At 38.0% G+C, this 26,077-nt stretch carries 32 protein-coding genes and 2 pseudogenes; 25 read left to right on the top strand and 9 right to left on the bottom strand.

Annotation, left to right across the window (positions count from 1 at the left end):
* Positions 1 to 189 precede the first annotated feature (189 nt).
* Positions 190 to 405: a P-loop NTPase family protein gene (locus ACFQWC_RS06245; protein WP_377106532.1), complete on the top strand. Its 216-nt coding sequence runs from the start codon at positions 190 to 192 to the stop codon at positions 403 to 405.
* A 12-nt stretch (positions 406 to 417) separates the two neighbouring features.
* Positions 418 to 996, top strand: a complete 579-nt coding sequence (locus ACFQWC_RS06240; RefSeq protein WP_377106530.1) for a hypothetical protein — start codon at positions 418 to 420, stop codon at positions 994 to 996.
* Between the two features lie 572 nt (positions 997 to 1,568).
* Here ACFQWC_RS06240 and ACFQWC_RS06235 read toward each other — a convergent pair.
* Complete coding sequence (locus tag ACFQWC_RS06235) at positions 1,569 to 1,883, bottom strand: MEDS domain-containing protein (protein ID WP_377106528.1); 315 nt, start codon at positions 1,881 to 1,883, stop codon at positions 1,569 to 1,571.
* Positions 1,884 to 2,028: 145 nt separating this feature from the next.
* Here ACFQWC_RS06235 and ACFQWC_RS06230 point away from each other — a divergent pair, with 145 nt between their 5' ends.
* Both ACFQWC_RS06230 and ACFQWC_RS06225 read left to right on the top strand, forming a co-directional pair.
* Positions 2,029 to 2,601: a GNAT family N-acetyltransferase gene (locus ACFQWC_RS06230; protein ID WP_377106526.1), complete on the top strand. Its 573-nt coding sequence runs from the start codon at positions 2,029 to 2,031 to the stop codon at positions 2,599 to 2,601.
* Positions 2,602 to 2,641: 40 nt separating this feature from the next.
* The gene (locus ACFQWC_RS06225) at positions 2,642 to 3,115 is read left to right on the top strand and encodes a GNAT family N-acetyltransferase (RefSeq protein WP_377106524.1); all 474 of its coding nucleotides are present in this window, start codon (positions 2,642 to 2,644) and stop codon (positions 3,113 to 3,115) included.
* A gap of 19 nt (positions 3,116 to 3,134) precedes the next feature.
* Here the strand turns inward: ACFQWC_RS06225 and ACFQWC_RS06220 are convergent, their stop codons facing one another.
* A complete protein-coding gene (locus ACFQWC_RS06220) occupies positions 3,135 to 4,013 on the bottom strand; it encodes a LysR family transcriptional regulator (protein WP_377106522.1) in 879 nt (292 codons plus the stop codon).
* Positions 4,014 to 4,123: 110 nt separating this feature from the next.
* Between ACFQWC_RS06220 and ACFQWC_RS06215 the strand changes: the two genes are divergently transcribed.
* Complete coding sequence (locus ACFQWC_RS06215; RefSeq protein WP_341357945.1) at positions 4,124 to 5,209, top strand: citrate synthase/methylcitrate synthase; 1,086 nt, start codon at positions 4,124 to 4,126, stop codon at positions 5,207 to 5,209.
* A 101-nt stretch (positions 5,210 to 5,310) separates the two neighbouring features.
* Positions 5,311 to 5,694: a VOC family protein gene (locus ACFQWC_RS06210; RefSeq protein WP_377106520.1), complete on the top strand. Its 384-nt coding sequence runs from the start codon at positions 5,311 to 5,313 to the stop codon at positions 5,692 to 5,694.
* A gap of 612 nt (positions 5,695 to 6,306) precedes the next feature.
* On the opposite strand, the gene ACFQWC_RS06205 is transcribed toward ACFQWC_RS06210, so the two are convergent.
* Positions 6,307 to 6,813, bottom strand: coding sequence for a GNAT family N-acetyltransferase (locus tag ACFQWC_RS06205; protein WP_299736872.1), 507 nt, complete (start codon positions 6,811 to 6,813; stop codon positions 6,307 to 6,309).
* A gap of 239 nt (positions 6,814 to 7,052) precedes the next feature.
* On the opposite strand from ACFQWC_RS06205, the gene ACFQWC_RS06200 reads away from it, so the two are divergent.
* Both ACFQWC_RS06200 and ACFQWC_RS06195 read left to right on the top strand, forming a co-directional pair.
* The gene (locus ACFQWC_RS06200) at positions 7,053 to 7,700 is read left to right on the top strand and encodes a pentapeptide repeat-containing protein (RefSeq protein WP_341357946.1); all 648 of its coding nucleotides are present in this window, start codon (positions 7,053 to 7,055) and stop codon (positions 7,698 to 7,700) included.
* Positions 7,701 to 7,881: 181 nt separating this feature from the next.
* Entirely contained in the window at positions 7,882 to 8,337 is a 456-nt protein-coding gene (locus ACFQWC_RS06195) for a GNAT family N-acetyltransferase (protein WP_341357947.1), read from the top strand.
* A gap of 77 nt (positions 8,338 to 8,414) precedes the next feature.
* On the opposite strand, the gene ACFQWC_RS06190 is transcribed toward ACFQWC_RS06195, so the two are convergent.
* On the bottom strand, positions 8,415 to 8,906 hold the full coding sequence (locus ACFQWC_RS06190) for a sigma-70 family RNA polymerase sigma factor (RefSeq protein WP_299736878.1): 492 nt from the start codon (positions 8,904 to 8,906) through the stop codon (positions 8,415 to 8,417).
* Between the two features lie 362 nt (positions 8,907 to 9,268).
* On the opposite strand from ACFQWC_RS06190, the gene ACFQWC_RS06185 reads away from it, so the two are divergent.
* On the top strand, positions 9,269 to 9,568 hold the full coding sequence (locus ACFQWC_RS06185; RefSeq protein ID WP_341357948.1) for a hypothetical protein: 300 nt from the start codon (positions 9,269 to 9,271) through the stop codon (positions 9,566 to 9,568).
* Positions 9,569 to 9,641: 73 nt separating this feature from the next.
* Here the strand turns inward: ACFQWC_RS06185 and ACFQWC_RS06180 are convergent, their stop codons facing one another.
* Positions 9,642 to 10,697 carry a serine hydrolase domain-containing protein gene (locus ACFQWC_RS06180; RefSeq protein ID WP_377106516.1) on the bottom strand — a complete coding sequence of 352 codons (1,056 nt, stop codon included), beginning with the start codon at positions 10,695 to 10,697 and terminating at the stop codon, positions 9,642 to 9,644.
* Between the two features lie 154 nt (positions 10,698 to 10,851).
* On the opposite strand from ACFQWC_RS06180, the gene ACFQWC_RS06175 reads away from it, so the two are divergent.
* The 4 genes from ACFQWC_RS06175 to ACFQWC_RS06160 all read left to right on the top strand — a co-directional run bounded on the left by ACFQWC_RS06175 (position 10,852) and on the right by ACFQWC_RS06160 (position 13,340).
* On the top strand, positions 10,852 to 11,217 hold the full coding sequence (locus ACFQWC_RS06175; RefSeq protein ID WP_299736884.1) for a VOC family protein: 366 nt from the start codon (positions 10,852 to 10,854) through the stop codon (positions 11,215 to 11,217).
* 130 nt (positions 11,218 to 11,347) lie between these two features.
* The gene (locus ACFQWC_RS06170; protein ID WP_299736887.1) at positions 11,348 to 11,803 is read left to right on the top strand and encodes an NUDIX domain-containing protein; all 456 of its coding nucleotides are present in this window, start codon (positions 11,348 to 11,350) and stop codon (positions 11,801 to 11,803) included.
* Between the two features lie 92 nt (positions 11,804 to 11,895).
* Positions 11,896 to 12,387: a GNAT family N-acetyltransferase gene (locus ACFQWC_RS06165; protein ID WP_377106514.1), complete on the top strand. Its 492-nt coding sequence runs from the start codon at positions 11,896 to 11,898 to the stop codon at positions 12,385 to 12,387.
* 275 nt (positions 12,388 to 12,662) lie between these two features.
* Positions 12,663 to 13,340, top strand: a complete 678-nt coding sequence (locus ACFQWC_RS06160) for an HAD family hydrolase (RefSeq protein WP_299736892.1) — start codon at positions 12,663 to 12,665, stop codon at positions 13,338 to 13,340.
* Between the two features lie 132 nt (positions 13,341 to 13,472).
* Here the strand turns inward: ACFQWC_RS06160 and ACFQWC_RS06155 are convergent, their stop codons facing one another.
* The 3 genes and pseudogenes from ACFQWC_RS06155 to ACFQWC_RS06145 all read right to left on the bottom strand — a co-directional run bounded on the left by ACFQWC_RS06155 (position 13,473) and on the right by ACFQWC_RS06145 (position 14,096).
* A complete protein-coding gene (locus ACFQWC_RS06155; protein WP_377106512.1) occupies positions 13,473 to 13,652 on the bottom strand; it encodes a hypothetical protein in 180 nt (59 codons plus the stop codon).
* A 3-nt stretch (positions 13,653 to 13,655) separates the two neighbouring features.
* A pseudogene (locus ACFQWC_RS06150) lies at positions 13,656 to 13,814 on the bottom strand (class I SAM-dependent methyltransferase); the annotation flags it as partial.
* A gap of 18 nt (positions 13,815 to 13,832) precedes the next feature.
* Positions 13,833 to 14,096, bottom strand: coding sequence for a class I SAM-dependent methyltransferase (locus ACFQWC_RS06145; RefSeq protein ID WP_377106510.1), 264 nt, complete (start codon positions 14,094 to 14,096; stop codon positions 13,833 to 13,835).
* Positions 14,097 to 14,209: 113 nt separating this feature from the next.
* On the opposite strand from ACFQWC_RS06145, the gene ACFQWC_RS06140 reads away from it, so the two are divergent.
* From ACFQWC_RS06140 to ACFQWC_RS06105, 8 genes and pseudogenes are all read left to right on the top strand, one after another.
* On the top strand, positions 14,210 to 14,557 hold the full coding sequence (locus ACFQWC_RS06140; protein WP_377106508.1) for a LysR family transcriptional regulator: 348 nt from the start codon (positions 14,210 to 14,212) through the stop codon (positions 14,555 to 14,557).
* A 9-nt stretch (positions 14,558 to 14,566) separates the two neighbouring features.
* Positions 14,567 to 15,115: a LysR family transcriptional regulator substrate-binding protein gene (locus ACFQWC_RS06135; protein ID WP_377107254.1), complete on the top strand. Its 549-nt coding sequence runs from the start codon at positions 14,567 to 14,569 to the stop codon at positions 15,113 to 15,115.
* A gap of 438 nt (positions 15,116 to 15,553) precedes the next feature.
* Positions 15,554 to 15,829, top strand: coding sequence for a helix-turn-helix transcriptional regulator (locus ACFQWC_RS06130; RefSeq protein WP_377106506.1), 276 nt, complete (start codon positions 15,554 to 15,556; stop codon positions 15,827 to 15,829).
* A 38-nt stretch (positions 15,830 to 15,867) separates the two neighbouring features.
* Positions 15,868 to 17,139, top strand: a complete 1,272-nt coding sequence (locus tag ACFQWC_RS06125) for an MDR family MFS transporter (RefSeq protein ID WP_377106504.1) — start codon at positions 15,868 to 15,870, stop codon at positions 17,137 to 17,139.
* 220 nt (positions 17,140 to 17,359) lie between these two features.
* Positions 17,360 to 18,040 carry a serine/threonine protein kinase gene (locus ACFQWC_RS06120; RefSeq protein ID WP_377106502.1) on the top strand — a complete coding sequence of 227 codons (681 nt, stop codon included), beginning with the start codon at positions 17,360 to 17,362 and terminating at the stop codon, positions 18,038 to 18,040.
* 16 nt (positions 18,041 to 18,056) lie between these two features.
* Positions 18,057 to 18,182: pseudogene (locus ACFQWC_RS06115) on the top strand (MFS transporter); the annotation flags it as partial.
* 155 nt (positions 18,183 to 18,337) lie between these two features.
* Positions 18,338 to 19,411: an NAD(P)H-dependent flavin oxidoreductase gene (locus ACFQWC_RS06110; protein WP_341357953.1), complete on the top strand. Its 1,074-nt coding sequence runs from the start codon at positions 18,338 to 18,340 to the stop codon at positions 19,409 to 19,411.
* Between the two features lie 191 nt (positions 19,412 to 19,602).
* A complete protein-coding gene (locus ACFQWC_RS06105) occupies positions 19,603 to 20,292 on the top strand; it encodes a hypothetical protein (RefSeq protein ID WP_377106500.1) in 690 nt (229 codons plus the stop codon).
* Positions 20,293 to 20,327: 35 nt separating this feature from the next.
* Here the strand turns inward: ACFQWC_RS06105 and ACFQWC_RS06100 are convergent, their stop codons facing one another.
* The gene (locus ACFQWC_RS06100) at positions 20,328 to 20,807 is read right to left on the bottom strand and encodes a hypothetical protein (protein WP_299736905.1); all 480 of its coding nucleotides are present in this window, start codon (positions 20,805 to 20,807) and stop codon (positions 20,328 to 20,330) included.
* Positions 20,808 to 20,901: 94 nt separating this feature from the next.
* On the opposite strand from ACFQWC_RS06100, the gene ACFQWC_RS06095 reads away from it, so the two are divergent.
* The 4 genes from ACFQWC_RS06095 (at position 20,902) to ACFQWC_RS06080 (ending at position 26,067) form a co-directional block, all read left to right on the top strand.
* Positions 20,902 to 21,489, top strand: a complete 588-nt coding sequence (locus ACFQWC_RS06095) for a vWA domain-containing protein (protein WP_299736907.1) — start codon at positions 20,902 to 20,904, stop codon at positions 21,487 to 21,489.
* 317 nt (positions 21,490 to 21,806) lie between these two features.
* Positions 21,807 to 22,982: a TraB/GumN family protein gene (locus tag ACFQWC_RS06090; protein ID WP_377106497.1), complete on the top strand. Its 1,176-nt coding sequence runs from the start codon at positions 21,807 to 21,809 to the stop codon at positions 22,980 to 22,982.
* A 365-nt stretch (positions 22,983 to 23,347) separates the two neighbouring features.
* The gene (locus ACFQWC_RS06085; RefSeq protein WP_377106495.1) at positions 23,348 to 23,923 is read left to right on the top strand and encodes a histidine phosphatase family protein; all 576 of its coding nucleotides are present in this window, start codon (positions 23,348 to 23,350) and stop codon (positions 23,921 to 23,923) included.
* A 1,319-nt stretch (positions 23,924 to 25,242) separates the two neighbouring features.
* A complete protein-coding gene (locus tag ACFQWC_RS06080) occupies positions 25,243 to 26,067 on the top strand; it encodes a M55 family metallopeptidase (protein ID WP_299736915.1) in 825 nt (274 codons plus the stop codon).
* Positions 26,068 to 26,077: the final 10 nt, after the last annotated feature.

Below are 26,077 nucleotides of genomic sequence, written 5' to 3'. Positions count from 1 at the left end.
AATAAATCCCAAATGCTTTCCTGTTAGAAGTAAGTTATTACTTTTGTTAGCATTGAATAGTTTTCTTATTCATTTATATGTCTCAAAAAATCTTAAATACATTTTTGCTAATAATAACAATAGCCAACCTCTTATAACATATACATCAATAGTAAAGAATTCATTACATTTTTGATCGGAGGCGACAGTATGACGACCCTATCCATCATGAACTACAAAGGCGGTGTTGCTAAGACGTCATTAAAGGCCGATATTGCATCAGAATATGCTTATCCCGGGAAGAAAGTACTGTTGATTGTAAGTTTGGCAGTGTCTGGTCCCCACGTAGTGTTAAGTAAGAATCCCCAACGTATTCTTAAGAGAAAAAGCCTTGGGTTGAGGAGATTGCGTCTCTTGCTCCCCTAGAAGGAGGATCCTATGTCTAAACAAGAAACGATAATCGTCTTGAACCGACTTATGAAGTTTATTGAAAGCCTTCCTTCTAATCAGTACGATACGTTTATCAACGGAGGAGGGAAAATTCAATTCATAGAAGCCAAGCCGAAAAGCCACCTCCAATTTGAAAAGCTCAGAGACAAAATCCAAAGAGAAGCGGAGAAGGAAGAATATGTAGAGTCACTTCTAAAGAAATATTCCAAAAAAGATCTCGTCTCATTTTGTGAATATATCAATATCACAACAGGGAAGCGAGATACCAAAGAAATCCTTTATAAGAAGATTTCCTGTTTCTTTTCCATGATGGAGAGAAGAGTTCATGAAATAGATCCATTAGAAAGGATAGCTTCCATACTTAGAGAGTTTGAGAACGTTAAAGAGGTGAGAGAGTATTTACTCAGAGAAGAGACAGTAAAGAAAAAAACCGATTTAATGAGCCTTGCAAAGTGTTTGGAGGTCCACGTTACGCAGAAGCAGACAAAGCAGGAGATATTTGATCGGATTGTTGAATCGGTTGAAGGTTCGAGAATGAAGGGGAAAGCGATTAGGGAGAAGGTGTAAATGAAATGAGTATGAGACCTTAGGGAATTCATATTCGTTTTATCTTTTATGATAACCGAAATATCATTCATAATTATTAGTAAGAATGTTAAAATATTATGCATATATTGTGGATAGGTATAAGTGCTGGGGGGTGAAGTGGAACTGTTTAATTTATGTTTGTAAATAGAGATGGGTGTCTTCTCTCTAGAATAGTTTTATTTCCTCGCAAATTTAAACGACGAGAGCTAATTGGTATTAATGCCTTCTGGTCAACAGATTTTTGTTACAGATAAGAAGTAAAGTTATTTGATTTTAGTAGATAAGCATCATTATAAACGTAAAAAGAGACCCTACAGAAATACGAATCTCTATTTAAATGATTTTACTCTTTTTCATAAACCCTGGACTATCCAAGGGTATCATCAGTCATCACATACATATGTACCTGTTCGAGAGTGTTTATCAAAGCGTCTGATAAAACGTTTTAGAATAGGCATAGACGGAAAGTATACCCTCTTGTAAGACGTAATCATCTGTGCTGGATTCAAACTTCTTGAGTACTTCAGCATCTGGTTCAGTAGAGGTCCACTCTACATGTCCGCAATATCTTTTTTGAAATGATTAAGAATATTTCGAGTATTAAAGTCACCATTTAAAAAGTAGTAGTCAAAGTTATCAACCAAATAGATGAAGGATTGCTGTTCCTTTCTACATATCCTGTTTATTCTATTTCTGACCTTGTTGATATTTCTCATGCTTTCGATGACCAGCATATGCTGATTTTTCTCCAATCCAGAGCGAATAAATAACATCAGGTTGTTTAAGTAGGCTTCTTTTGCCTGAAATTGATAAAAGACATGGCCTTTTTTTAACGTTACTAATTTAACACCATTTAACGCTTCCATAACCTCACCTCTCATCAACTGGGAACCAGATTTTCACTGGCCGGAATGCCTAAGCGTTCAGAAAATTGGATTAACTAAAGCGTAACATAATAATTTGCCTATCCATACAGATTTAGTCAGTAGAATGTTTGAAAGATGATTATAATTGCCGATATTACTCAATATAAACCGTACGAAAGGAACAGACCATCCAATGGATATATATTTTACAAAACTAATCGAACCTAATACAGCAATAATAGAATCGATGAACCAATGGGAAAACAATCCAGATTTAATTCGGTTAACACGCCCGAATAAAAACCAGGAAGAATTGGACTTGCGTGGGACCTTGACATTTCTGGATTTAAAACAACGTTTAGAACATCATCATATATACTTGATCCACCTTAATAACCAGCTGATAGGAGAAATGAATTACATGGTCGATCCAAAGCATCTTTATAAAAAGGAAAAAGGAACTGCCTGGATCGGGATAACGATTGGTGAATCTGAAGGACGTGGAAAAGGAATTGGTTTAGAAGCAATAAATTATTTAGAACATCAGGTTAGAAAGGAAGGGCTTAATCGAATAGAATTGGGAGTGTTTGAATTTAATACTAATGCTCGAAAGCTTTATCAAAAACTCGGCTATAAGGAAATTGGCCGGATTGCAGACTTTACATATTGGAACAGTCGTATGTGGTCTGATATTCGCATGGAAAAGTATTTAAAATAAGATAAAAATAATGAAAATCCAGTAACAAAGGAGGGCTAGGATGGTAAATTCGGTGCAGCTGGAACTTATTAAGCCTAGTGACAGGTCACTATACTTACCCTATTTGCTTTTAGCAGATGAAAGCGAAAAAATCGTAAAACAATACATGAATGCCGGAGATATGTACTCCATTTGTTATGGAATAAATATTGCCGGTGTAGTACTGTTTACTTTTCATTCCAAACAAGTTGTAGAACTTAAGAATATTGCATTAGATACTGCATATCGGAGCAAAGGAATAGGAAAGCTTGTTCTAAATGAAGCATGTGAAAACTATAGAAGGAAAGGATTACATAAGATGATCGTTGGAACAGCCAACTCAAGTATCGGCAATCTGGCATTCTATCAAAAAGCTGGTTTTCGAATGGCTGAAATCAAGAGAGACTTCTTTAAGGATTACCCAGAACCGATTTTCGAAGATGGGATCAGAGCATTGGATATGGTGATGTTTGAGAAGGAGTTAATAAACTATTGATTGCTGATCCCTGCTGTATTTATACGCTGAAACGTGATAAAAAACTCAAAAATTCCTTCTGTTTTTTATGAGTATATTTTGTAATGGCGAATGTTTTAGCTTCGGGCAATGGAAAAGCATTCGTTTCAACTTCCAATAGCCATCCTTCAAGCAGCTCCCTTCTCACGGTTGAAGAAGGGAGGTACGATACGCCAAGGCCCTCCGCAATAAATCGTTTGGTAATATGAGTTTGAGAAACTTTCATCATCCTGGTTTTCGGATAGAACAATTTAATCGTGTTGCATAGTTCATCCCAGTATGCAGGGTGATTATGTGTTAATAAGTAATTGGAGGCTAATAACTCCTCTTCGTCTAAAGGGAAAGCCGACTCAAAATCTCTTCCGTCATGGGGGGCTACCAGAATAACTTTGTCAGTAAATAGTAATGTATGATCAAGCTCAGGACTAAAACAAGGAAGACATGAGAGACCAATATCAACTTTTTCAGCAAGAACAGCTTTCTCAATATCTACCGATTCAATAATTTCAACAGAAATCTCTACTTGAGGATGGCTTTCTATATACTGTTTTAAAACAAAAGGTAATACGTTGTCAGCAATCAATGGAGATATAGCGATCCTTAGTTTTGTTGTATACCCCTGATTAAAAGTCTGAAGCTCAGTGATACCTTCTTCATAAACGGAAATGATTCTACGGGCATGCTTTAAATAGTACCTTCCTGCTTCTGTTAGCTTTATTTTCCTTCCGTCTCTTTCAAACAATAAAACTCCGAGTTCCTTTTCTAATTGTTTAATATGTACAGTAACGGATGGCTGCGATATGTATAATCTTTCAGCGGTCTTCCTGAAATTATTGCATTCAGCTGCCGTAATAAATGTCTTTAATAAATTTAGTTCCATTTCCTCCACCCTTATTAATAGTATTAATCAAAACATTTAAATATATTTAATTTTCTTAATTATAAAATCATTATACAATAATTGTAATAAAGGAAAAGGGGATGATTGAAATGTTTACTGAAGGGTTAAAGGGAATCGTGGCAGCACAAACGACAATCAGTCATATTGACGGCAGAATGGGGTTGCTTATCTACAGGGGATATGACATTAGTGATCTAACCAACTTGTCATTTGAACAGGTCGCATTCTTATTATGGTATGGTCACTTACCAACAAAGGAGGAAAAGAATGATATAAAAAGGAAATTGGTGATTAATAGATCCTTATCACGAACCATGAAAGAGGTTATTAAGACGCTTCCCAAGGATATGGATATGATGAGTGTATTAAGAACGGCTATTTCTTCTGAAGGAGTACCTGCTTACAAATGGACACCAACCATTGATCAAGCTATAAGATTAACAGCAGTTATTCCAACCATCATTGCTTATCGACAATCTTTAGTAGAAGACAAACCATTTACTGAACCGAATGATAATATTAACCACGTAGAAAATTATTTATCCATGTTAACTGGCAGCAAGCCCTCTAAAGCAGTCATTGATGCACTGGAGACATACATGATCCTTACACTTGAACATGGTATGAATGCTTCTGCCTTCTCAGCAAGAGTCACATCTTCAACTGAATCTGACATGGTATCTGCCATTACTGCGGCGATCGGGACAATGAAAGGACCCCTTCACGGAGGGGCACCATCCGGCGTTATCGACTTACTTAATGAGATAGGTACGGCAGAAAATGCGGAAAAAGTCATCAGAAAGAAAGTACTCAATGGAGAGAAACTGATGGGGTTCGGTCATCGTGTGTATAAAACACATGATCCAAGAGCAGCTGCTTTGAGAAAGAAATTAGTCGAATCTAAGGGGGAAGATGGCTCGCTGGACCTTGCATTACATGTGGAACATACGGCTATTGATGTGTTAAATGAATTGAAACCAGGGAGAGCCCTCTACACGAATGTAGAGTTCTATGCAGCAGCCATTATGAAATCAATCGCACTTAAACCTGAACTTTTCACACCAACCTTTACGGCCAGTCGTATCGTAGGGTGGACGGCTCATGTTCTAGAACAAGCTGAAAACAATACAATATACCGGCCTCAATCTGAATATATTGGTAGACTGAAAATATAAATCTACGGAGCTACATTCCATGTAATGTGGGTTTAATAATTTGTAAAATATTCCTTTATTTAGTGATATAATTGAAACATACTTTAAAAGGAGGGTTTGGAATGATCAGCAAAGTCGGTCAAATTATGGTGTACGTGAATAACCAGGATGAAGCCGTGAATTTTTGGATTGAAAAAGTAGGTTTCACTGTCATAGCGGAAAAAGGTAATGGTCAAGGAATGAGGTGGATTGAAATTGCTCCCTCTAAAGATGCGGAAACAAGTATTGTTCTCCATAATAAGGAATTAATCGCTCAAATGGAGCCTGAATTAAATCTTGGCACGCCTTCCTTAATGCTGTTCTCAAACAATCTGGATGAATTATATAATAGCTTATCAAATAAAAATATAACAGTCGGAGAAATAGTGGAAATGCCTTCTGGAAGAGTGTTCAACTTTGCAGACCATGAAGGTAATTACTTTGCGGTTATGGAGAAAAGTAACTAGAGTTTGAAGAAACTAATTAAATGGTGATGCATCTCTTTGCTTTATCTAAAAAGAGCCTGGGACAAAACTAAAATGCCACGATGTAATGACGAACAATAGAAGTATAGGCTCTTAATAACGCTAATGATTTCCGTGCAAGACTACGCTTTCCGCGGGTAGCTCGTGAGCCTCCTCGGCAAGCCTGCGGGAAGAAAAGCGGAGGGGCTTTGTTCAGAGGCGGGGGGCATAAGGCGAAGCGTCCAAGAAGGCGTTCTTTGCCTTCTTGGACGATTTGACTTATGACATGTGCCTCTAAGCCCCGGAGCTGGACGGGTCTCACATAAGTTACTTTTCCCGCAGGAGTCTTCGTCTTGCACTCCAATCAACCGCTGGAACAGCTAAAATCAAATGTATCGAAATAAATAATAAACCCGAACAAATCCACTTTCTAGGGAGCAGATTTGTTCGGGTTTTATTTAGACTAAAACACTTTTGTCCCGGCCTTTTTTTATTAACAATATTATGCAAGTAATCAACAGCGCTTCTGGTTCGATCATTAAACACAAGTTCTTAACCCGTGTATGGATCTCCTGGTTGCACTAACTGCCTTGTGACATTTTTCTATCTTAAATACTAGGTGTCTAAACCATATTTTTTCAGTTCTTCTGTATCATTTGGAAGAGTCACGTAACCTTCATGGTGCATACCCAGTTTTTCTAACAATCTAGAAGACGAATCATTGTCCTTCGTCGTGATCGCTGCGAGTCGTTTTATACCTAGTTTCTTGGCAAATTCCAATGTACCCGTCGCGGCTTCATAGGCATATCCCTGTGATTGATAGTGTGAGAGAAATGCAAAACCGATATCCACATCTTCAAGACCTTCCCGTTTAATTAACCCGCACAAGCCAATCGGAGCCTTCTCTTCCTTGTGTTCCGTCAAGAATAGCCCGAATCCTTCCCGCTCATACATTGCTCTCGGTCCATTCATAATATAGTCCATGGCATCATCCAGTGTACGAATCCCCTTGTCACCTATGTACTGCAGCCATCCAGGTTCATTTAGTAATTTCATAATGAATTCAGCATCTCTGATTTCTACCCATCGGAGGATGAGTCTTTTTGTTTCTATTACTTTCATATAGGTCACCTCTTCTAGTATCTTTTACATTTATTTTAACTTGAATGATGAAAAGAATCTATTTCAACTCAATGAATAAAAAGTTTTAATGCTCGGATTCTTTTTGAATGATAATGAAGAGAAGTGCTGCCTCCAATATTATTTTGCGAGACACACTCACACCAAAAATCCAAGACTACCATTCAAGTTTGTACATGCTATAGTTTCCTTATAACGAATGAGATAGATGAGGTGTAATCATGACAAAAAATTTCAAAATGGAAGCTCCTAAAATCCCAGCTCGATTGGAATCAGCTAATTTTCAAGATGTATATTATGAAGAAGATCCATTTCTATCTAATTGCAGGATAGAAACTGCAAGGCTTGATCAAGAAGAAATCGATCAGCTCGTTTTATCTAAAATTGTCTTCAAAAATGTGTCTTTCATAGGTGCGTCTTTTCCAAGAGTGGATATGACCGATGTCGTGTTTGAGAACTGCGATCTATCAAATGCAAACTTCCGTGAGGGGATCATACATCGAGTGACGTTCAAAGAATGCAAGTTAATGGGGGTTGATTTTTCTGAAACCAATCTGGTGAATGTCACTTTTGATGAATGCCTTGCGAATATGACTGACTTTGTCGAAGCACGTTTAAAACAGGTGAAGTTCATTCAAAGCTCCTTGCAGCATGCAAACTATGCAGACTGCAAGCTTGTGAAAGTGAAATTTGATCTATGCGATCTGAATGAGATTGAATTTACTCAAACAATACTTAAAGGAATTGATATAAGTACTTGTACATATACACGAATCAATGTTTCACCTGAAAACTTGTTTGGTTGTGAGGTTTCACCTGAGCAGGCCATTGGGTTTGCAAGTTTGTTGGGGTTGAAGGTGAGAGAATAAAAAAACTGCCTTCCATATAGAAAATAATGGTATAATATCAAGTCTGAAAATTCCAAAAAACTTTCTTGGTTTGAGGAGGGCTTCAATATGACAATAACAGAAAGCCTGATTTAGGTGGAACAACATGGGGATGTCGCCTAATTAACAGGCTTGCTCCCCGCATATTGGAAGGGGAAAATGAATGAATACAAACAGTGTTAAAATAGTAGAATTAAACACAGATAATTGGTACGATTGCTGTCAGTTAGAAATATGTGAGGATCAGCAGGCTTTCATCGAGTCAAATGCGGTATCAATTGCACAATCAAAATTCGAGCATACCTTAAAACCATTTGCCATCTGTTTTGATCATCAAGTGGTTGGATTTTTAATGTACAACTCAGTACCAGAAGAACTCGATGCTCACTGGGTTTACAGAATCATGGTGGATAAAAACTATCAAGGGATGGGAATCGGTAAGGCGGCAACTATCCTGATGATGGCTGAAATGACTAAAACCCTTGATGCAACTAAGATTGTTGTGGGGTATCACCCTGATAATAAAGGTGCCCATCGATTATATGCCAGTCTGGGATTTATTGACCAAGGAGATAGATTTGGCAGGGAAATGGCTGTTGTGAAGGATTTGAAAATCTAAATAAAACATTTTGGAAAGGCCAAGTTTAGAAAAGTGGCCTTTCTTCATTACCCAAAAAAAGTACAATCGTTTAATCTTTAGTAATCTTTTATATCCAGCATTCCCTGAATCTTCTCCTTCGCTCCCTTTCGCCACTTTTTTACAGCGGAAATCGATACATTTTCTGCCTTGGCAATTTCACTAACGGTCAACATATGCATACATGTATACAACACCCATTTTCTCTGATTTTCAGTTAAACCATGACAGTAGGAGAGAAGCACTTCATGGGCCAGCTGAACATTCGCTTGCTCATCCTCGATAATCTCAAAAAAGTCCGCCTCTTTGAAAATACTTTTCTCTTCATTCCGATATTCACTGGTTAATTGAGATAATAATCTTCCGCGTACAAATGAATAAGCATAAGCTGGGAAGGCACCCTTTTCAGGATCAAAATTTTCATGGGCCTCCCAAAGAGCTATGAGTCCGGTTTGATAATATTCAGACTTATTTTTGTATATGTGCAAAGAATGAATCAATTTATGAATCATTAAATCATATTTTGCATGAAGCTCTTCAAATGGTTCCATTACAGTTTCCTTCTGATCGACGCGCCTCTCTATGAATTCCTAGGTAGGTTAACCTTACAAAGGAAAAGGGGGGCGGACAAAAGAGAAAGATAGCCGTTTCACCGTGATGAACTTACAGAAACTGGTAGGTCAAAAACTATTTTCACTTTAGGAAACATCCTATTTTCTCCAAGTTTGTTATGGAAATGTAGATTGATACGGGTTAATCAACAGGTGAAGGCAGATGCAGGTAACTTAAATATGGAATGAAAAAATGATGAGTTTATTTGGAAAAGATTCGTGATCACGGACGAACTTTCACGTTTACCTCATACACTTCTTAGGCAATACTAGAATCAATAAAACCCTTAAGGGGGGATACAATGCCACGCAAAAGTGCTTCCTCAACTGAGAAAACGGAAGAACAGATACAGGAAAAAGAAAATGTCGATAGACTTGAACGGATGCTGGCAGCTGTACTGAACTATTTATCCGATGACGAGATTGAGGAAATTGACATTGAATACCTCCTGACAAATACGGAAGATCTTCGTGACTGGTGGGAACATTACAAGGAGAAAAACAAAAAACAGATTGAAGACGAAATAAAAAAGTCTCTAAACAAGTTGACTCTTGAAGAATTAGAAAATATCCGGATGCAAATCCGGGAGAAAAATGGCTGAGCCATCTTGATTCAGCCCTCAAAAAAACGCTCAGATAATCCTCTGGGCGTTTTTCTTTAATTAAATTGGAAATTTATTTATCACACTCAAAAACTTCTCGATACAACTGACCCGCAATCGAAACAACCCCAACTGGCATCTGATTTACGGTTACGGTCAAAAGCACTTCATGATCAGGATAATAGAGTGTCACTGATTCGTATCCATGAATTACACCCTGATGACCAACTGCTTGTACCCCATTAGCAAATGTAAATTGTTGCAACCCGAGTCCATAGGATTGCATCGTATCATCGGTTTCGTGAAAATGCAGCATCTCTTTCCTAGATTCCTCTGATAAAAGCGTGCCATTGAAAACAGCCTTCATAAACGTTTGTATTTCAAAAGGGGTAGAAACAAGAGCTCCTGCAGTCCAAGTGATGGATATATTGAGTTTATTTATTTCTGTCACTTCTTCAGAAAGCTCTGTCATATCTGGAGTTGCTTTAGAATGACCAGTCGCAAATGGATGTCTTAGTTCATTCGTTAGAGGAAAATACGTCCTTTTTAGTTGAAGCGGTTGGATAATCCATTGATCGATTACGTCTTCAATTGACTTCCCTGATAATTTTTCCACAATCATACCAAGCACGATATATCCTGTATTGGAGTAGTGATATTCAGTGTCGGGTTCAAATTCGAGATCAAAGTTGGCAATCAGTCTAACGAGACTTCGAGGTGGAAAGATATCTTGAAGACTGGAAACGGCATGTTGGATAGATTTCGTTCCTGCAACATCCACCCAGATGTAATCCTTTAAACCACTTCTATGTTGAAGCAAATGACGTACGGTTATTCGACTGCCATGGGTGAGGGTACCTGGTAAGATGGATTCCACCGTTTGGTCAAGTGAGAGTTGTCTATTTTCCTGTAGTTTCAAAATAAGCGTGCTGATAAAAATTTTTGTAATGCTTCCCACACGTTGATGATCATCAGGCTCCAACTGTAAATATGACTCGGATTGTCGAACTCCAACTGCTATTAAATGGTCCTCACCAGTTGAATCAGTCAAACAAACTGACATGCCGGGAAGCTGGTGTTTCTCACATAGTGAGTGGACCGTATTTTCAAGAATACTGTGATCTATCAAAGAAATCATCCTTTCTAGCAATATTTTCTAAGGAACTCTTTATAAAAACGGATATATCTTCCCCCATGAGGAAAAATCCTGGACGCAAGCAGGATTTGTGCCTGTACATATTGAAATTTATTCTAGTAATGTAACAGAAATGGAGGGAATCACTATGATAAAAAGCCCTATAAAGAACAAAGTGAAATTGGTGTTTATTCCTGTAAGTAATATAGAAAAGTCTAAAGAATGGTACTCCAAAATGCTCGGAATTGATGAGGGAAAAGAACATTTCGATCATCTATTTGTAGCCGATATGGATGGGGCAGGTATGATCCTTGACACCATGCCCATGTGGAGAGACGAAACTGGTAAACTTCCAAGGCTGAATTTCCCGGCCATTCAATTTGCTACGGACGATATTCATGAATCGTATCAATTTATGAAAGACAACGGTGTGGAATTGGTAACGGCTATTGAAAATAATCAGTACTTCGTGTTTAAAGATCCTGATGGGAATTTGCTGATGGTTTGTAAGTAGGAATACGTTTAATAGGTCGGGAGGTTCATGGTATAATTTCCCGACAAGATACCAATCACTATATTCCATCGTTTATTAACGATGTTTTATACATATGAGAAACTATGACAAATAGAAGGGAAAATAGTCCATGCCGATTCGAAATTCTGCAAAAGCGATCATCATGAAAGATAACAAAATCCTGCTAACCAAAAACAAAGACGAAAATGAATTCTTTTATCTCTTTCCAGGAGGTGGGCAGGAACACGGTGAAACGCTTCATGAAGCTTTAAAGAGAGAATGTATCGAGGAGATTGGAAGTGAAGTGGAGATAGGAGAACTCGTACATATTCGGGAGTATATCGGCAAGAACCATGAGCATGCTTCATTTGACTATGATGTTCATCAAATGGAATTTTATTTTAAGTGTACCTTAATGAATTCAGAAGAAAAGGATCCGATTCCAACAAATCCCGATAGCCATCAAGTGGATGTCGAATGGATTGATTTGAATGAGCTGATGCAGTATAGGTTGTACCCTAAAAGGATCATTGACTATCTTGGTAACGATCAAAATTCATTAATATATCTTGGAGATATCAACTAAAGAATCATGCTCTTGATGACAAACTCTGAGCATGGATTTACTCACCCATTAAATGATCAGTCGTTACTGTATCCAAACGAAAGAGGGAGACCATGATGATCATCAAAAATCTTGTCTCACTTGAATTCTACAATGAAAATCATCATATTCGATTAACAGACTATCACCTATCTGAAGAACAGCTTCAATACACTTCGTTGCCGTTACCTGCAATTGCTAAGTGCAATGAAGAAACAGAAAGATACCCGATCGTTATTCTTTATAAGGGGGAACCTGCTGGTTTCTTTGTTCTCCATGGTTGGGATGGAGTTAAAGCATACTGGGATAACCAGGATGCCATCTTAATCAGAGCTTATTCAATTAACCCGAAATTTCAAGGCAAAGGGATTGCTTCTGAATCACTAAAAGCCCTTGATCCTTTCATAAATCAACACTTCCTTAACAAAAAAGAAATAATATTAGCTGTCAATCATCAGAATGTTCGGGCTCAGCATGTATATAAAAAAGCAGGATTTCATGATACAGGGATAAGAGTGATAGGCAGGAATGGGGAGATGTTTATTATGCATAAGATACTGGAATAGTGTCAATTCGCTGATATATTTGAATTTCCGCTGATAAAATCGGGATTTCGAAAATATATTGAAAATAACGCTGATAAAAATTGATTTTCGCTGATAAATGAACAGGTAAGCCTAAAATATATAGTTTAAGGAAGGAATCGGCGCCACGAAATCATTAATTACCAAAAAAAAAGCTGAGATGACGTAATAACCCCTTTCTTTGGACGAATCTGCTACCTCTTTGAGGAAATATAACCTATATTGAATAAGACGATAGGAATGGAGGATACCCCATCATGATCCAAGCGGCCATCTTCGATCTGGACGGAACCCTGCTGAACAGAGACGCCTCTGTATATGAATTCATCAGTAACCAATATGAACGCCTGGATAAATGGCTAAGACATATCCCGAAAGAATCGTACATAACCAGATTCATTGAATTAGACAAGCGCGGATACGTCTGGAAAGATGAGGTGTACAAGCGGCTTATCGAGGAATTCACCATCCCTGAATTAACCTGGGAAGGACTGCTTGAGGATTACATCAGTGAATTTAAGCATAGCTGTGTACCTTTTCCACATTTACATAATATGTTGGATGAATTAAAAAAGAAAAATATCAAACTCGGAATGATCACAAATGGCTTTGGTCAGTTTCAAATGGACAACATCCTAGCTCTTGAAATAAAAGCTTACTTTGACGAAATTCTTGTTTCAGAATGGGAAGGCTTGAAAAAGCCTGACCCAAAAATTTTTAAGCGGGCATTAGTAAGGTTGAATTTAAAACCTCATGAATGCATCTTTATCGGGGATCACCCTGAATATGATGTGTATGGTGCTCAAAAGGTGGGGATGAAAGGTATCTGGAAGAAAGACCCTCACTTAAGCCATGCGGAATCAGCAGATGGGGTGATTGATGATTTGATGGAGTTGCCGGAATATATTGATCATCTAAATAACAATAGAAGGTGAAATCATCCGTCCAATTAACTCCATACAACCCAAATTGGAAAACCTTATATATACAAGAAGAAGCGAAAATCATCCATGCAATAGGTCCGTCCCTCATAGGAATAGACGTCATTTTGGTAAATGGCGTCTAAATTAAATTTGTTTATTCGCCACAATTGCAACGGTATTATACCCTCTGGAAAGGGGTCCTTCTAATAAATCAATATTTTTAAATCCCCTGACTTTCATAATAGGGATAAGTTCTTCTAATATCATTCTTTGAATATTCGTCCAAGGTATACCGTTTTTACCGTCACTTAAAGGAATGATCAAGGAACCTCCTGGTTTCAACACTCGATATATTTCATTGATTGAGTCTTGGAAAGAGTCCCAAAAGTAAACTGATTGAATGCTATAGACCTTGGAATACATCCCGTCTTGAAAAGGAAGACTTTTAACATTTCCAAACACAAATTCTGCACGACTATTGTTTATGTTTACTCTATTTCGAAATCATGCGGATGCAAGTGCGGTCTGGGATAAATCAAAACCGACTACTTTGTTAACGTTTGAATCCCTTAATGCCTTTTTCACGGCATATCCAGCACCACAGCCAAGTTCCAATACACAATCGTTATCCTTCAATTTAAGCAATTCCAACGTCCACAATGTCTCAATTCTATGTTGATGAACCATTTTTTCACCAAAATAAACTCCGAGTAAACCCTTCGGTGTTCTATATTGTTCATCAACCAGAGCAATTAGTCGTTTTTTCATCAAATGTGTTCCTCCTTTTATATGAGTAACTAAATTATAATGTCCGATTCATTTATTACACAATACAATATAAGTTATATTTAGTATTAGTAATTCTTATATGAGGTGAAAAGATGGACCTTAATCAATTACAGGCATTCGATCATGTGGTAAGGCTCGGAAGTATCAGCAAGGCTGCGCGGTATCTCGATCTTTCTCAACCGACTATCACACTAAGAATACAGGGCTTAGAGAAGAAAGTAGGGGGCCCGCTTTTCACTCGAGTTGGAAGAACGGTTGAATTAAGTGAATTAGGAAAAGGATTTCTACCTTATGCTAGACAAGCGTTAGAATCTCTTCAAAAAGTGGTGGAAAGAGTACAGTCTATTCGAGATGGAAAGGTAGGGCACGTAATGATAGGGACTCTTCCAACCTTCACGACAGGTATATTTTCTTCATTTATACAGAAAGCACATGCATAATTTCCTGATATTTCAGTTGAAATCCACACTGGACATAACCAACAAATCATTGAAATGCTTTATGACGGTTCCGTTAAGATGGGATTTATAACACATCCATACTTTAATACAGACTTGAATAAATATTGGATTTGGCGGGCACCTCTAAAACTTGCAGCTCATTACGCTCATCCGCTAGTTAATATGATGAAGAATAAAACTCTCTCTATTATAGATGTATTCCTGGGTAGTAAGCCTTTTATTGTGGTTGATTGGAATCACGAAAGCATTCATTGGCCAAAAGCACAGTTGCAACCTAGAACAGACTATATCGAACTACCGCCTTTATCCGCATTGGATTTTTTGGAAAATGGAATAGGGGTTGCTTTATTAACAGAAGAAATAATCTCAAAATCCGATACTATTGTTGAATTAGAAGTCGAAGAATTCCCAGGAGTAAGCAGAGAAATTGCAGTCGTCGGTTTAGTCTCAGCAGAATCATTACCAACTTCATATAATACTTTCTTAAAACTTTTAACAAAATACGTATCCAAGGAAGAATATCAATTTTTCTATTAAGATTCACGATAATATGCTATGTACAAGTTATGGATATAAGCAATTGAATTTCGGTTAGCTGGCATTAATTTCATAAAAGATATTAAAACGGGAGAATGAGGCTGGGACAAAAGTGTTTTAGTCTAAGTAAAAGCCGAACAACCATGCCTGCTATCTAGCAGGCATGGTTGTTCGGCTTTACATCGTGGGATTTTAGTTTTATCCCAGGCTCATTTTCCCTTCTATTTTTTAATAAAACGTATATATTCTTCTCTGTAACTCAATAATACTCACCTCATCCAAAAGTCGTACTTGACTTTCAACCGATCTTACCATGAAGACTTTCCGATATAACCGTATATTGAAAATAAGAAAAGTATACGATTTCCCTTGAAAATATGTAGAAATTTCTTTATATTTAGTAAATATAATTTTACCAAATGTTGGAGGGTTCAACTTATGAAGGACATAAAGAAACTGTGTAACTCCATTAATAATTGTTTTGTAAGAGATGACTCTCATACTGGCAAATTACATATGGGTGAAATCGTTCAAATTCTGCGTGTGAAATCTCAATTAACACAAGAAGAATTAGCTCAGAAAGCAAACGTGTGTGCTCAAACGATTAAAAGACTTGAAGGAGGAAAGGGAAAAGTAAGTGACATCACTTGTCGATCCATATTTGAAGCACTTGGAGTGAAAATTACTTTATTAACAGAGCTTTTAGATAAATAAAGTAACTAGATGTGTAATAGACAGAGAGAAGGAATAGTATGAGATTTAGAGATTTCCATAAAAATATAAAAATACGCATAATTGAAACATTTATGAGCCGTTTTATTGGGAGTATGATTTTCCCGTTTATGTCCATCTACTTAGCTGTTCACTTTGGAGCGAAGGTGGCCGGGCTTCTACTTCTGATCAACGTGTTTGTTGGAATAGGAATCAATTTTCTTGGAGGGTACTTTGCAGATCAATTTGGTCGGAAGAAGATCATGTTATTTGCAGAGACACTCAGGTTTCTAGCCTTTCTAACCATGATGGTTTGTAATTCTCCATGGTTTGAATCTGCACCGATCACCTTTAGCATGATGACGATTAACAGCATTTGTTGGGGACTCGCTGGACCAGCTAATCAGGCAATGATGATTGATGTAAGTACACCCCCTCAACGAAAGCTGATGTATTCGATTACGTATTGGGCAAATAACCTGTCCATCGCGATCGGTGGAATCATTGGTGCCTTTTTATTTAAAGATTACCTGTTCGAGCTGTTCCTTGCCCTAAGTGTAGCATCTGCCATAACCGCTTCAATGGTTGCCTTCTTTATTAGTGAAAGCTATGCACCAGTGAATTCTGAGCTGACACCTCCCCAACACGTTAAGCAATTAATATCAAACTACGGGAAAGTAATGCATGACAAGCTATTTGTCCTCTTTACGATCGCAGGCATTCTTATTCTATCAATGGAGTTCCAGCTAACCAATTATATCGGAATTCGATTAACCGAAGAAATGCCCTCTCAACAATTCCTTTTATGGCAAATTGACGGAGTACAGACGATGGGAATTCTCAGAAGTGAAAATACGATTCTAGTCGTAATTCTCATGTTGTTTGTGACAAGGATCCCACACTCGTTACAAGACAAAACTGTTTTAGTTTGGAGCTGCTTCCTATTCACGGTTGGGTATGCTTCTCTCGCTTATTCCAATAATTTATTTATCCTGTTCCTGATGATGAGCATTCTAACGATTGGAGAAGTATTCCGAGTGCCTGTCGAACAATCTTATATGGCTGCCATTCCACCTGACGATGCCCGTAGTTCTTATATGGCCTTCAATGGATTGAAGTTTAACTTATCCATGCTGATTGCCTCTGTGACGGTCACGCTTGGTGCAATACTACCATCAAGCATCATGGCGGGAATCATCCTTGCAATCGGTCTTGTCGGGACACTCATATTAAAGATCATTTCACCTGAATTGGATAGAAGAAAAGAAGGTGTGGAGTTGAAACAACAGGCTGATGCTGCGAAAGTAGGTTAATGTAATGTATGGGAGGCGTGATTTTGGCCACCTACAAGCTTCTAACAAAAGTTAACTGTAATGATGAATCTCTGCCATTACATACAGCTGTCTAAAATTTCTAGCAAATTATGAAGGTGCAAAATTGATATCATGGCTTAGTAGGTGCTATATTATTCTGAATAAGGTATCGATTCCAATCATACCTTTAATAGAGTTCAACTTAACGAAGGGAGAACATATGGATAATATATGGGAAGCAGCCATACCATCTCTATCTCAAGTTACCGTATCTTCCAATCTTAATAATGAACCTGTCACGATCCACGGTGGCGATGATAGTCTAAGATGCATCGGTGTCGGGACGGATGCAGCGGTCTTTCAATCCATCTATGCTCCAGATTATGCATTTAAACTGTACGCCGAGGATAAAGGATCGAAAATTAAAATAGAAGAAAAAGTGTATAATGCAATTGGAGGTTCCCCATACTTCTCTACATGCTATGCAGCTTATGACAAGTTTCTCGTTCTAAGTTACGAACAAGGGCCAACTTTATTCGATTGTCTGCTCCAAGGAATTCATATTCCAAAACAAGCAGTTCAAGACGTGGAGGATGCTAGAAAATATGTTCGTGATCAAGGTTTGAATCCCCGTGATATCCATTTAAAGAATATATTGCTTCAAAATGGAAGAGCGAAAATTATAGATGTGTCAGAGTACGTCCTCCCTGGAAATGATTTCAGATGGGAGCATCTAAAGAAAGCATATGAGGATCATTACAACCTCATAGACGGAAAAGCCGTTCCATTTTGGTTACTTGAAACGATTCGAAAATGGTATAACTCCTGGAACAAGCATTTCACCTCCTATGAGGAATTCATGAAAATTGTGTTAAAGTTTACTTCATTTAAAAAAGACTAAAAAGCGCTCAGAGCTATTCGTGGGTGGAATTATTGTAGACGGGATCGGGCTCATCCACACTCCATGGATCGGAAGCATCATGGTTTTAGGAGCCGTGCTGCTAACTGCTTGTTTGCGTGGGTTAGAAAGAAGATCTGCTTAATGAAAAAACATCACTATTTATTGTAAGGCGGCATTCATTGCCGCCTCTTTCTATAGAAGAAAGAAAGAGAGAAATCAATTGTACATGAAGGATCAATTTGACATAATTTATTTATGCTTCAATTTTATGTATTACAAGAATAAGGAGTGGAAACCATGTGGAATCAAAACAGCGTTTCTAAAATTCTGGGCACTCACTATCCCATCATCCAAGCAGGAATGGCTGGTGGAGTCACTACTACAAATCTGGTATCTGCCGTCTCAAACTCGGGAGGATTAGGAACCTTGGGAGCAGGATATATGTCCGCTGATGATATGAGACTAGCGATCAAAGAAATAAAAGATCATACGAATCAGCCTTTTGGGGTGAACTTATTCATACCTGAATCACCGATAGTCAATGATGAACAAATTACCAACGCCCAAAGATTAATAGAGCCTTTTAAAAAGGAATTACACCTAACGGACAACAGCTCATTTTCAGAGATGCAAATCGATTTTGAAAAGCAGCTAGAAGTCATTTTCAATGAAAAGGTACCTGTTTGCAGCTTCACGTTCGGCGCCCCATCTAAAGAACTTGTGTTAGAGTTAAAAAAGGAAGGAACCATCGTGATCGGCACCGCGACGACTGTTGAAGAGGCAGTGATCAATGAAGAGAGCGGAGTAGACATCGTTGTCGCTCAAGGGAGTGAAGCTGGTGGGCATCGAGGCACGTTTCTAGGCTCATGTGAACACTCAATGATCGGTACCTTTTCTCTTGTTCCCCAAGTGGTGGATGCCGCAAGCATACCTGTGATAGCTGCAGGAGGGATTATGGATGGAAGAGGCGTTATTGCAGCACTTGCTTTAGGGGCAAAAGGAGTCCAAATGGGAACTGCTTTTCTTACATGTAAAGAGAGTGGGGCTGGGGCTATTCATAAAAGGGTTGTTTTAGAATCATCAGAAACCCATACGGTCATCACAGCTGCCTTTAGCGGGAAACCTGCTCGAGGGATCGAAAATAGATTTACTAGGGAAATGCAGGAATTCGAGAGCCTATTACCTCCGTACCCCATACAAAATGCGTTAACGAAAAAAATGAGAAAGGAAGCTGGGAAACAAGGAAATCCAGAATTCATGTCCTTGTGGTCTGGACAAAGCCCAAGGCTTAGCAGGGATATATCTACTAAAGATCTGCTTGAATCCATCGTAAGTCAAGTAGGAAAAACAATTGGAGAATTGAAAAAATAAACATTTTCCATTTCTGTTACTACTTATAAACTCTCCATAGTCCCAATTTCACAAATCCTATTTTCCAAATATTAAACCTTGTAATCATTTCTAGCAAAGGTATAATTTTGATATAAGGAAAGCGTTTTTATATTTATCTTAAATTTTCCGAATAGTTAAAATGCATAAGGCGCGTTTTTTAGGAGGTTCAAATGAGAGAAATATTACCAGGTTCTGTACTGTCTCATATTCAGTATGGTTACCAAAAAGTTCCTAAGAAAGTCAAAAGTCAATGTCCAAGCTGTTCTAAGACAAGTGAATTTCTTCTGAAGGCCAATTTTTATCAAGTGAACAAAACAGGATTGTTTGCAGATGCAAATTGTTCAGAATGTAAGAAACCTGCTCTATTCGTTATTATGCTTAATGATGACTCGCTCAATCGGAGAGAGGAAGCTGGCCTTTATATTTATGATCCCCTGGCAACGAACGGACCGTTGGATCAGATTCAAGGAAACAAACGCATTCCACAAGACCTCGTCCGATCATTTCGATCCGCATTAAATGTCAGCCAGTCGAAGGATAACTCTGCTACAGCCGTCATGTCTAAGCGTGTCCTCGAGAGTGTTCTGAAGAATTTTAATGGGGACAAAGTAAACGGGCAATCCTTATCGGAACAATTCGATCAGTTACCCAAAAATGTCGACCTTACAAAGCCAATCCAGGCGCTGAGTCACCTTGTTCATCCAAACTCTCCCTTTTATGAAATGCTTGAATTGGAGAGAGAAATTGACGATGAAACAGCCGGCTTATTGATGGAATTATTAGAAGGCCTCATTGAATACTTATTTGTTCTTCCAGAAAAAATCGAAACATTACAAGAAAAAATCGAAAAGAAATATTAGTAGAAGTAGAGTGCCTTTTCTAGCACTCTACTTTTTTATAGTGGTTTTAACTTAAGGGAATACAGTGCCTGATTCACGTCATCGATGTCATAGATTTTCTTCTCTAAACAAAACTGAATCACGAGATCGAATCGGTCGCTGTCTGAAAGGGTGAAACCGGCGGCACTCAACATATCAAATGTTTCTTCCTCCGACAGTTCAAGAGAGAGACACAGGGCTACCACTGTCCGTTTACTCGGCTTGTAATCAGGGATCGATCTGATTTTCGAAAAGTGCTTGCGGTCGACTCCTGCTTTTTTGTAGATGGAAGCATCTGTCTGACCCTTGCCATCGATGTGCTGAAACAACCTCTCTGAAAAAGACGTTGATTGATGCAGCTCAATAAAATCTTCCAGCTCACTGGAATAAATCTTATCACTTAAGAAGTGTTCTTCTTTTTGTATATCATATATCCGTATTTCTCTATTTGTTTCCACGAAATCATGAAGTTCCTGCAAAATCTTTTCATTAAGCATCCGTTCACCTCCAAAATGTCGCTTACGAGGCGACCCATTTCTTACTATTCGTGTTTATGATTATATCAGAAACAATAAGAGAGGATGGAAAAAAATGAATACTGACTCTACTGAAATTATATTCCTGTTAGACAGAAGCGGATCAATGAGTGGCCTTGAAAGTGATACGATTGGAGGATATAACTCTTTTATTGAAAAGCAGAGTCAATTACCGGGTCAAACCCTCGTTACTACCGTTCTTTTTGATGATAAGGTTGAGCAATTATGGAGTGGAATGGAGGGTGATAAGGTAAGGCTCACACAAGAGGAATATTATGTTAGGGGGAGCACTGCTCTGATGGATGCTATCGGAAAAACGATTCTCGAAGTAGGTCATCGCTTATCCAATCTTGAAGAAGTTGATCGACCGGGTAAAGTCATTTTCGTTATCACAACCGATGGTATGGAAAATGCGAGCGTTGAGTTTTCGGCCAATACGGTGAAGGACCTCATTAATCATCAACAGGAACGATACAATTGGGAGTTCATTTTTCTTGGAGCCACCATCGATGCTACGGAAGAAGCCTTGAATATTGGGATTGACATTGAAAACTCCTATCAATTTGAAGCTTCTGCTAAAGGTGTTGAAAAAATGTATGATATTGTGAGTGAGGCTGTGTTTGAGAAAAGGAGTGGGTATTGATATTAAATTAGGGATCTCATCTATCTATTAGATGGGATTTTTTCATAATAGAAACATTTGAAGTCCTTTATAATGAATTCGCCGTTATATCTTATATTTCGCCGATAAAATTGAAATAGCGCCGTTAAATCGAACGAATAAATATCAACACGCCAAATTTCCAGCTTTAATCCATACAAATGGTATAAAAATACCTCAACAATCAATAACTTTCTCGAATCTAAATAGAATTTATTTAAATTTTGCCAAAACTAGTTTATCATAATGAGGTATATTCAATTTATACGCAAGTCAACGGAATTAAAGGAAGGTATCCTATGTCGACAGAAAACGAAAAGAATATTACGAGAATACATATGGATGGGAAAGAATATATTCTCATCGGAACGGCTCACGTATCGCGTTTGAGCGCAGAACAGGTAAAAGAAGTAATTGAATCAGAGCACCCCGACACGGTTTGTGTAGAACTGGATGAACCGAGGTATCAGTCAATCGTTGAGGGAGACAAATGGAAAGACACAGACATCTTTCAAGTCATTAAAGACAAAAAAGCAACTTTGCTTCTTATGAACCTTGCAATCGGATCATTTCAGAGACGGATGGCCAAGCAATTCGGGATCAAGCCCGGTCAGGAAATGATTCAGGGGATCGAATCAGCGAAAGAAACCGGCGCCGAGCTTGTATTAGCTGACCGAAATATTCAAATCACATTTTCCCGTATATGGAATAGCGTAGGATTCAGTGGCAAGGCTAAGCTTATGACCCAAATCATATACAGCATCTTCAGTAACGATACCATTACAGAAGAAGAACTCGAGAAAATCAAATCTCAAGATATGCTTGATTCGATGCTAAATGAATTTACCCAGGTGTTTCCTAAATTGAAAACGCCATTAATCGATGAGCGTGATCAATACCTTGCTCAGAAAATAAAAGATGCTCCTGGAGAAAAAGTTGTTGCCGTGTTAGGGGCAGCTCATGTTCCTGGTATCACAAGGGAAATCTATAAAGAACATGATTTAGACAAACTGAACGAACGACCTGCTAAATCAAAATGGCCAAAGATTATCGGCTGGGCTATTCCCATCATGATTCTTGCTGTGATTGCTTATACCTTCATTTCCAATCCGGATGCAGGGATACAACAGGGAATCAGTTGGATATTGTGGAACGGTGGTTTTTCTGCACTTGGTGTAGCCATCGGATTAGGACATCCATTAGCGATATTAACGGCTTTCGTTGCAGCCCCAATCACTTCATTAAATCCACTCCTTGCAGCTGGATGGTTCGCCGGATTCGTACAAGCATATTTTCGCAGACCGAATGTCGGTGACTTTGACTCACTATCTGAAGATGTTCTAAGTGTAAAAGGATTCTGGAGAAACAAAGTAACCCGCATCTTACTTATTATTGTACTTGCTAATCTCGGGAGTACATTAGGAACAGTCATAGGTGGTGCAGATGTTGTTCGTCTGTTTCTTGAAAATTTATAGTAAGTGAAATAAGCTATCCTGTTGGGTAGCTTATTTTTTTGGGGGGGTTTTTGGAATATTATGTTAAAATGAATGTATTGATAAATGTTATGGAGGTTTTTATGAACAATATTATATCTAGATATGCACATTGGTTACTTCTCCTCTTTGTATGTTTAAGTTTTATCATGGGATTCACAATCTTCACAAATTCTTTTCAAGGGTTTATTGCGGGAGGGTTCGGGATTGTTGGAATCGTCGGAGTAGCTTTTCTTGTGCTTCAAATAGAGAGACAAAAGAGGGGGAAAGCTAAATAATTTTTATTTGATATAGATAATAATACAATATTACCCATTAAATACTCCACTCTAGAAAGGAACCGACATATGATCTATGTTATCAGACACGGCCAAACCAATCTAAACAAAGAGGGCAGACTACAAGGAAGAAACGGTCTGCCCTTAAATGAAGAAGGTATAAGACAAGCTGAAAACCTAAAGCATATACTATCTCAAATTACTTTCGATTACGTCTTTTCTTCACCTCAAGAAAGAGCCATCCAAACCGCTGAAATTACCACCGGGATGAAAGCTACGGTTGATTTAAGATTGGATGTGTATGATCTGGGAGAAGCGGATGGACTGCAAAAAGGTGAAGTGAAAATGGCTGGGGTTCTCCCTGATCCTCGAATCTATAATGGTGTTGAACAAACGGATCAATACATGCAGAGAGTATTTTCATTTATGTCTGAACTACAGGTGAATCATGGAGAAAGTGAGAAGAATATCTTGATCTCTGGTCATCGTTGTACGACTGGGTGTATTGGGGCTTATTTTAAAGGAGTTCCAGAGGATCGCAATATTCTGAAGCTCTCATCTAATAATGGGGAGTATAAACAGTATGAATTCGCCGATAATCATATATTAGGACAAACAGCAGATACCTCACTTAAAAACGTATAAATCTCCCATGAGCATTTCAATCCGGGAATAAGCCAACGGAGCAATCCGCAAATGATTACTTCTCAGGATACGTTTTTAAAAAAGATCTTTGGGTAAATAGTAAGTAGCCTTTACCCGCAACCTTGTGAGGAGAGAATAATAGGAGCTGTGACGATCGTTGCTCAATATACATGACAAATATTCCATTGTTTTGTATCAGACACATATGGCAAAAAAGCAAGCTTCTCGTAAATCTCAGAAAATTACGATCCAAATACTTTCTCAGTATACAGGTTTCTCTGAGGAGATCATTCTCGAAGCACTTGAGTTTGGAAAGTTATCACCTGATTTATCTTATAGATAATCACATACGTGTAAAGGTCTAAGAAAATTATTTTCTCCTCCAAGGTTTACCATTAGTAACCCTGTAAAATAATTGAATCATTTTTGTTACATAATTAATTTTTGAAGAATATATTGAAAAAACTAGCCTATATTTATTATAATAACAGAAAGGATTTATAGAGGAGGATCTAATGGACACCCACAGGAGTAAAAGAATCTCAAAGTTATACAGAAAGTTAATTACTTCTGATGCAACGCAAGCTTTCCTTATTTATAAAGGCCTAGATGAGACAACGAAAGCAGAATTACTGGATTTAGTGGCAGAGATGGGCTCTCAGCACTCAGAAAAACTTTTGAATAAAATAAGCTAATATACATTAACAGTGATAAAGACCTGGAGAAATGATTCCTCCAGGTCTTTTTCTTATGAAAGGTTAAAGAGGGATGAACATGGTGAATTTGAGAGGAGAGATAATTCGTTTATTATCGAAATAGTAAATATATCAGCGGAATTTCATTTCATCAGCGAACCGTAATTAGAACCTCGCTATCATCAATCAGAGGAAAACAATGTATCTACAAAAGAACATACCAAACATACAAAAAATCATAACGAGACTTTCATTTTCCTAAAATCGACTAAGCCATTGGAAATATATTTATATAATGATCATGGGTCATTTATCCTTCTCCTTACTCTCAAACCCAATGATTTATGACATGTACATAAACTAAAGAGTGCGGTGTGATTTCGATTATAAAATCCATCGCATTTTTGGTTTCTGATAAGATTTGATGATTCTAAATAACTATTTCTTGATTGGAAATGGTGGAAAATTCTTTTGAGCGAAAATAAACATAGTCCTATCTACCTTATTTTTATTAAAATAGGAATAAATTCCTTTTTATTCAAAAAATTGTTGTAATTAGGCGAATTAATAATTATAATATTAAGAAAATTTAATAAATATTTCCTAGGAAAGGGGGGACACTATATGAATTTATATATATCGGTGGATATGGAAGGGATTACAGGCTTAGTTGATCATACTCATGTAGATTCAAGCAAGCATAATTATGAGCGCGGGAGAATCATTATGACGGATGAGGCGAATACGGTGGTATCTGCTGCCTTTGAGGCAGGCTGCGCCGAAGTACTGGTTAATGATAGCCATTCACAAATGAACAATCTGTTAATTGAAAAGCTGCACCCTGAAACAAAGTTGATATCCGGCGGTGTGAAACCATATTCAATGGTTCAAGGACTGGATTCTACGTATGATGGGGCTTTTTTTGTGGGTTATCATGCGCGGGCGTCCATGAAAGGGGTGATGTCTCATTCGATGATCTTTGGAGTTCGCAATATGTATATTAATGATATTGCTGTGGGAGAACTGGGCTTTAATGCCTATGTTGCAGGGTTTCATGGGGTCCCGGTGTTAATGGTTGCCGGAGATGATCAGGCAGCACTTGAGGCAGAAGCATTGATACCTAATGTTACGACCGCCGTTGTAAAGGAAACGATTTCCCGTTCTGTGGCGAAAAGCCTTACTCCCATGAAATCGTCTCAACTATTAAAAAAGAAAACCGAAGAAGCTATACATAATAAAAAAAATGTAAAACCTCTCACTCCTCCTGAACATCCAACTTTGCGCATTGAATTTGCGAACTATGGACAAGCGGAGTGGGCAAGCCTCATGCCAGGGACAGAACTAGAAGCAGGCACAACGACTGTACGATTTGAGGCGAAAGATATTCTGGAAGCCTATAGAGCCATGCTTGTAATGACTGAACTGGCGATGCGAACAACATTCTGTTAGAAAGTGTGAG

Source organism: Rossellomorea sp. GCM10028870, assembly GCF_042666755.1.
Taxonomy (GTDB): Bacteria; Bacillota; Bacilli; order Bacillales; family Bacillaceae_B; genus Rossellomorea.
Note: the sequence above shows the minus strand (reverse complement) of the source record. Positions and strands in the feature narration are given on the sequence as shown.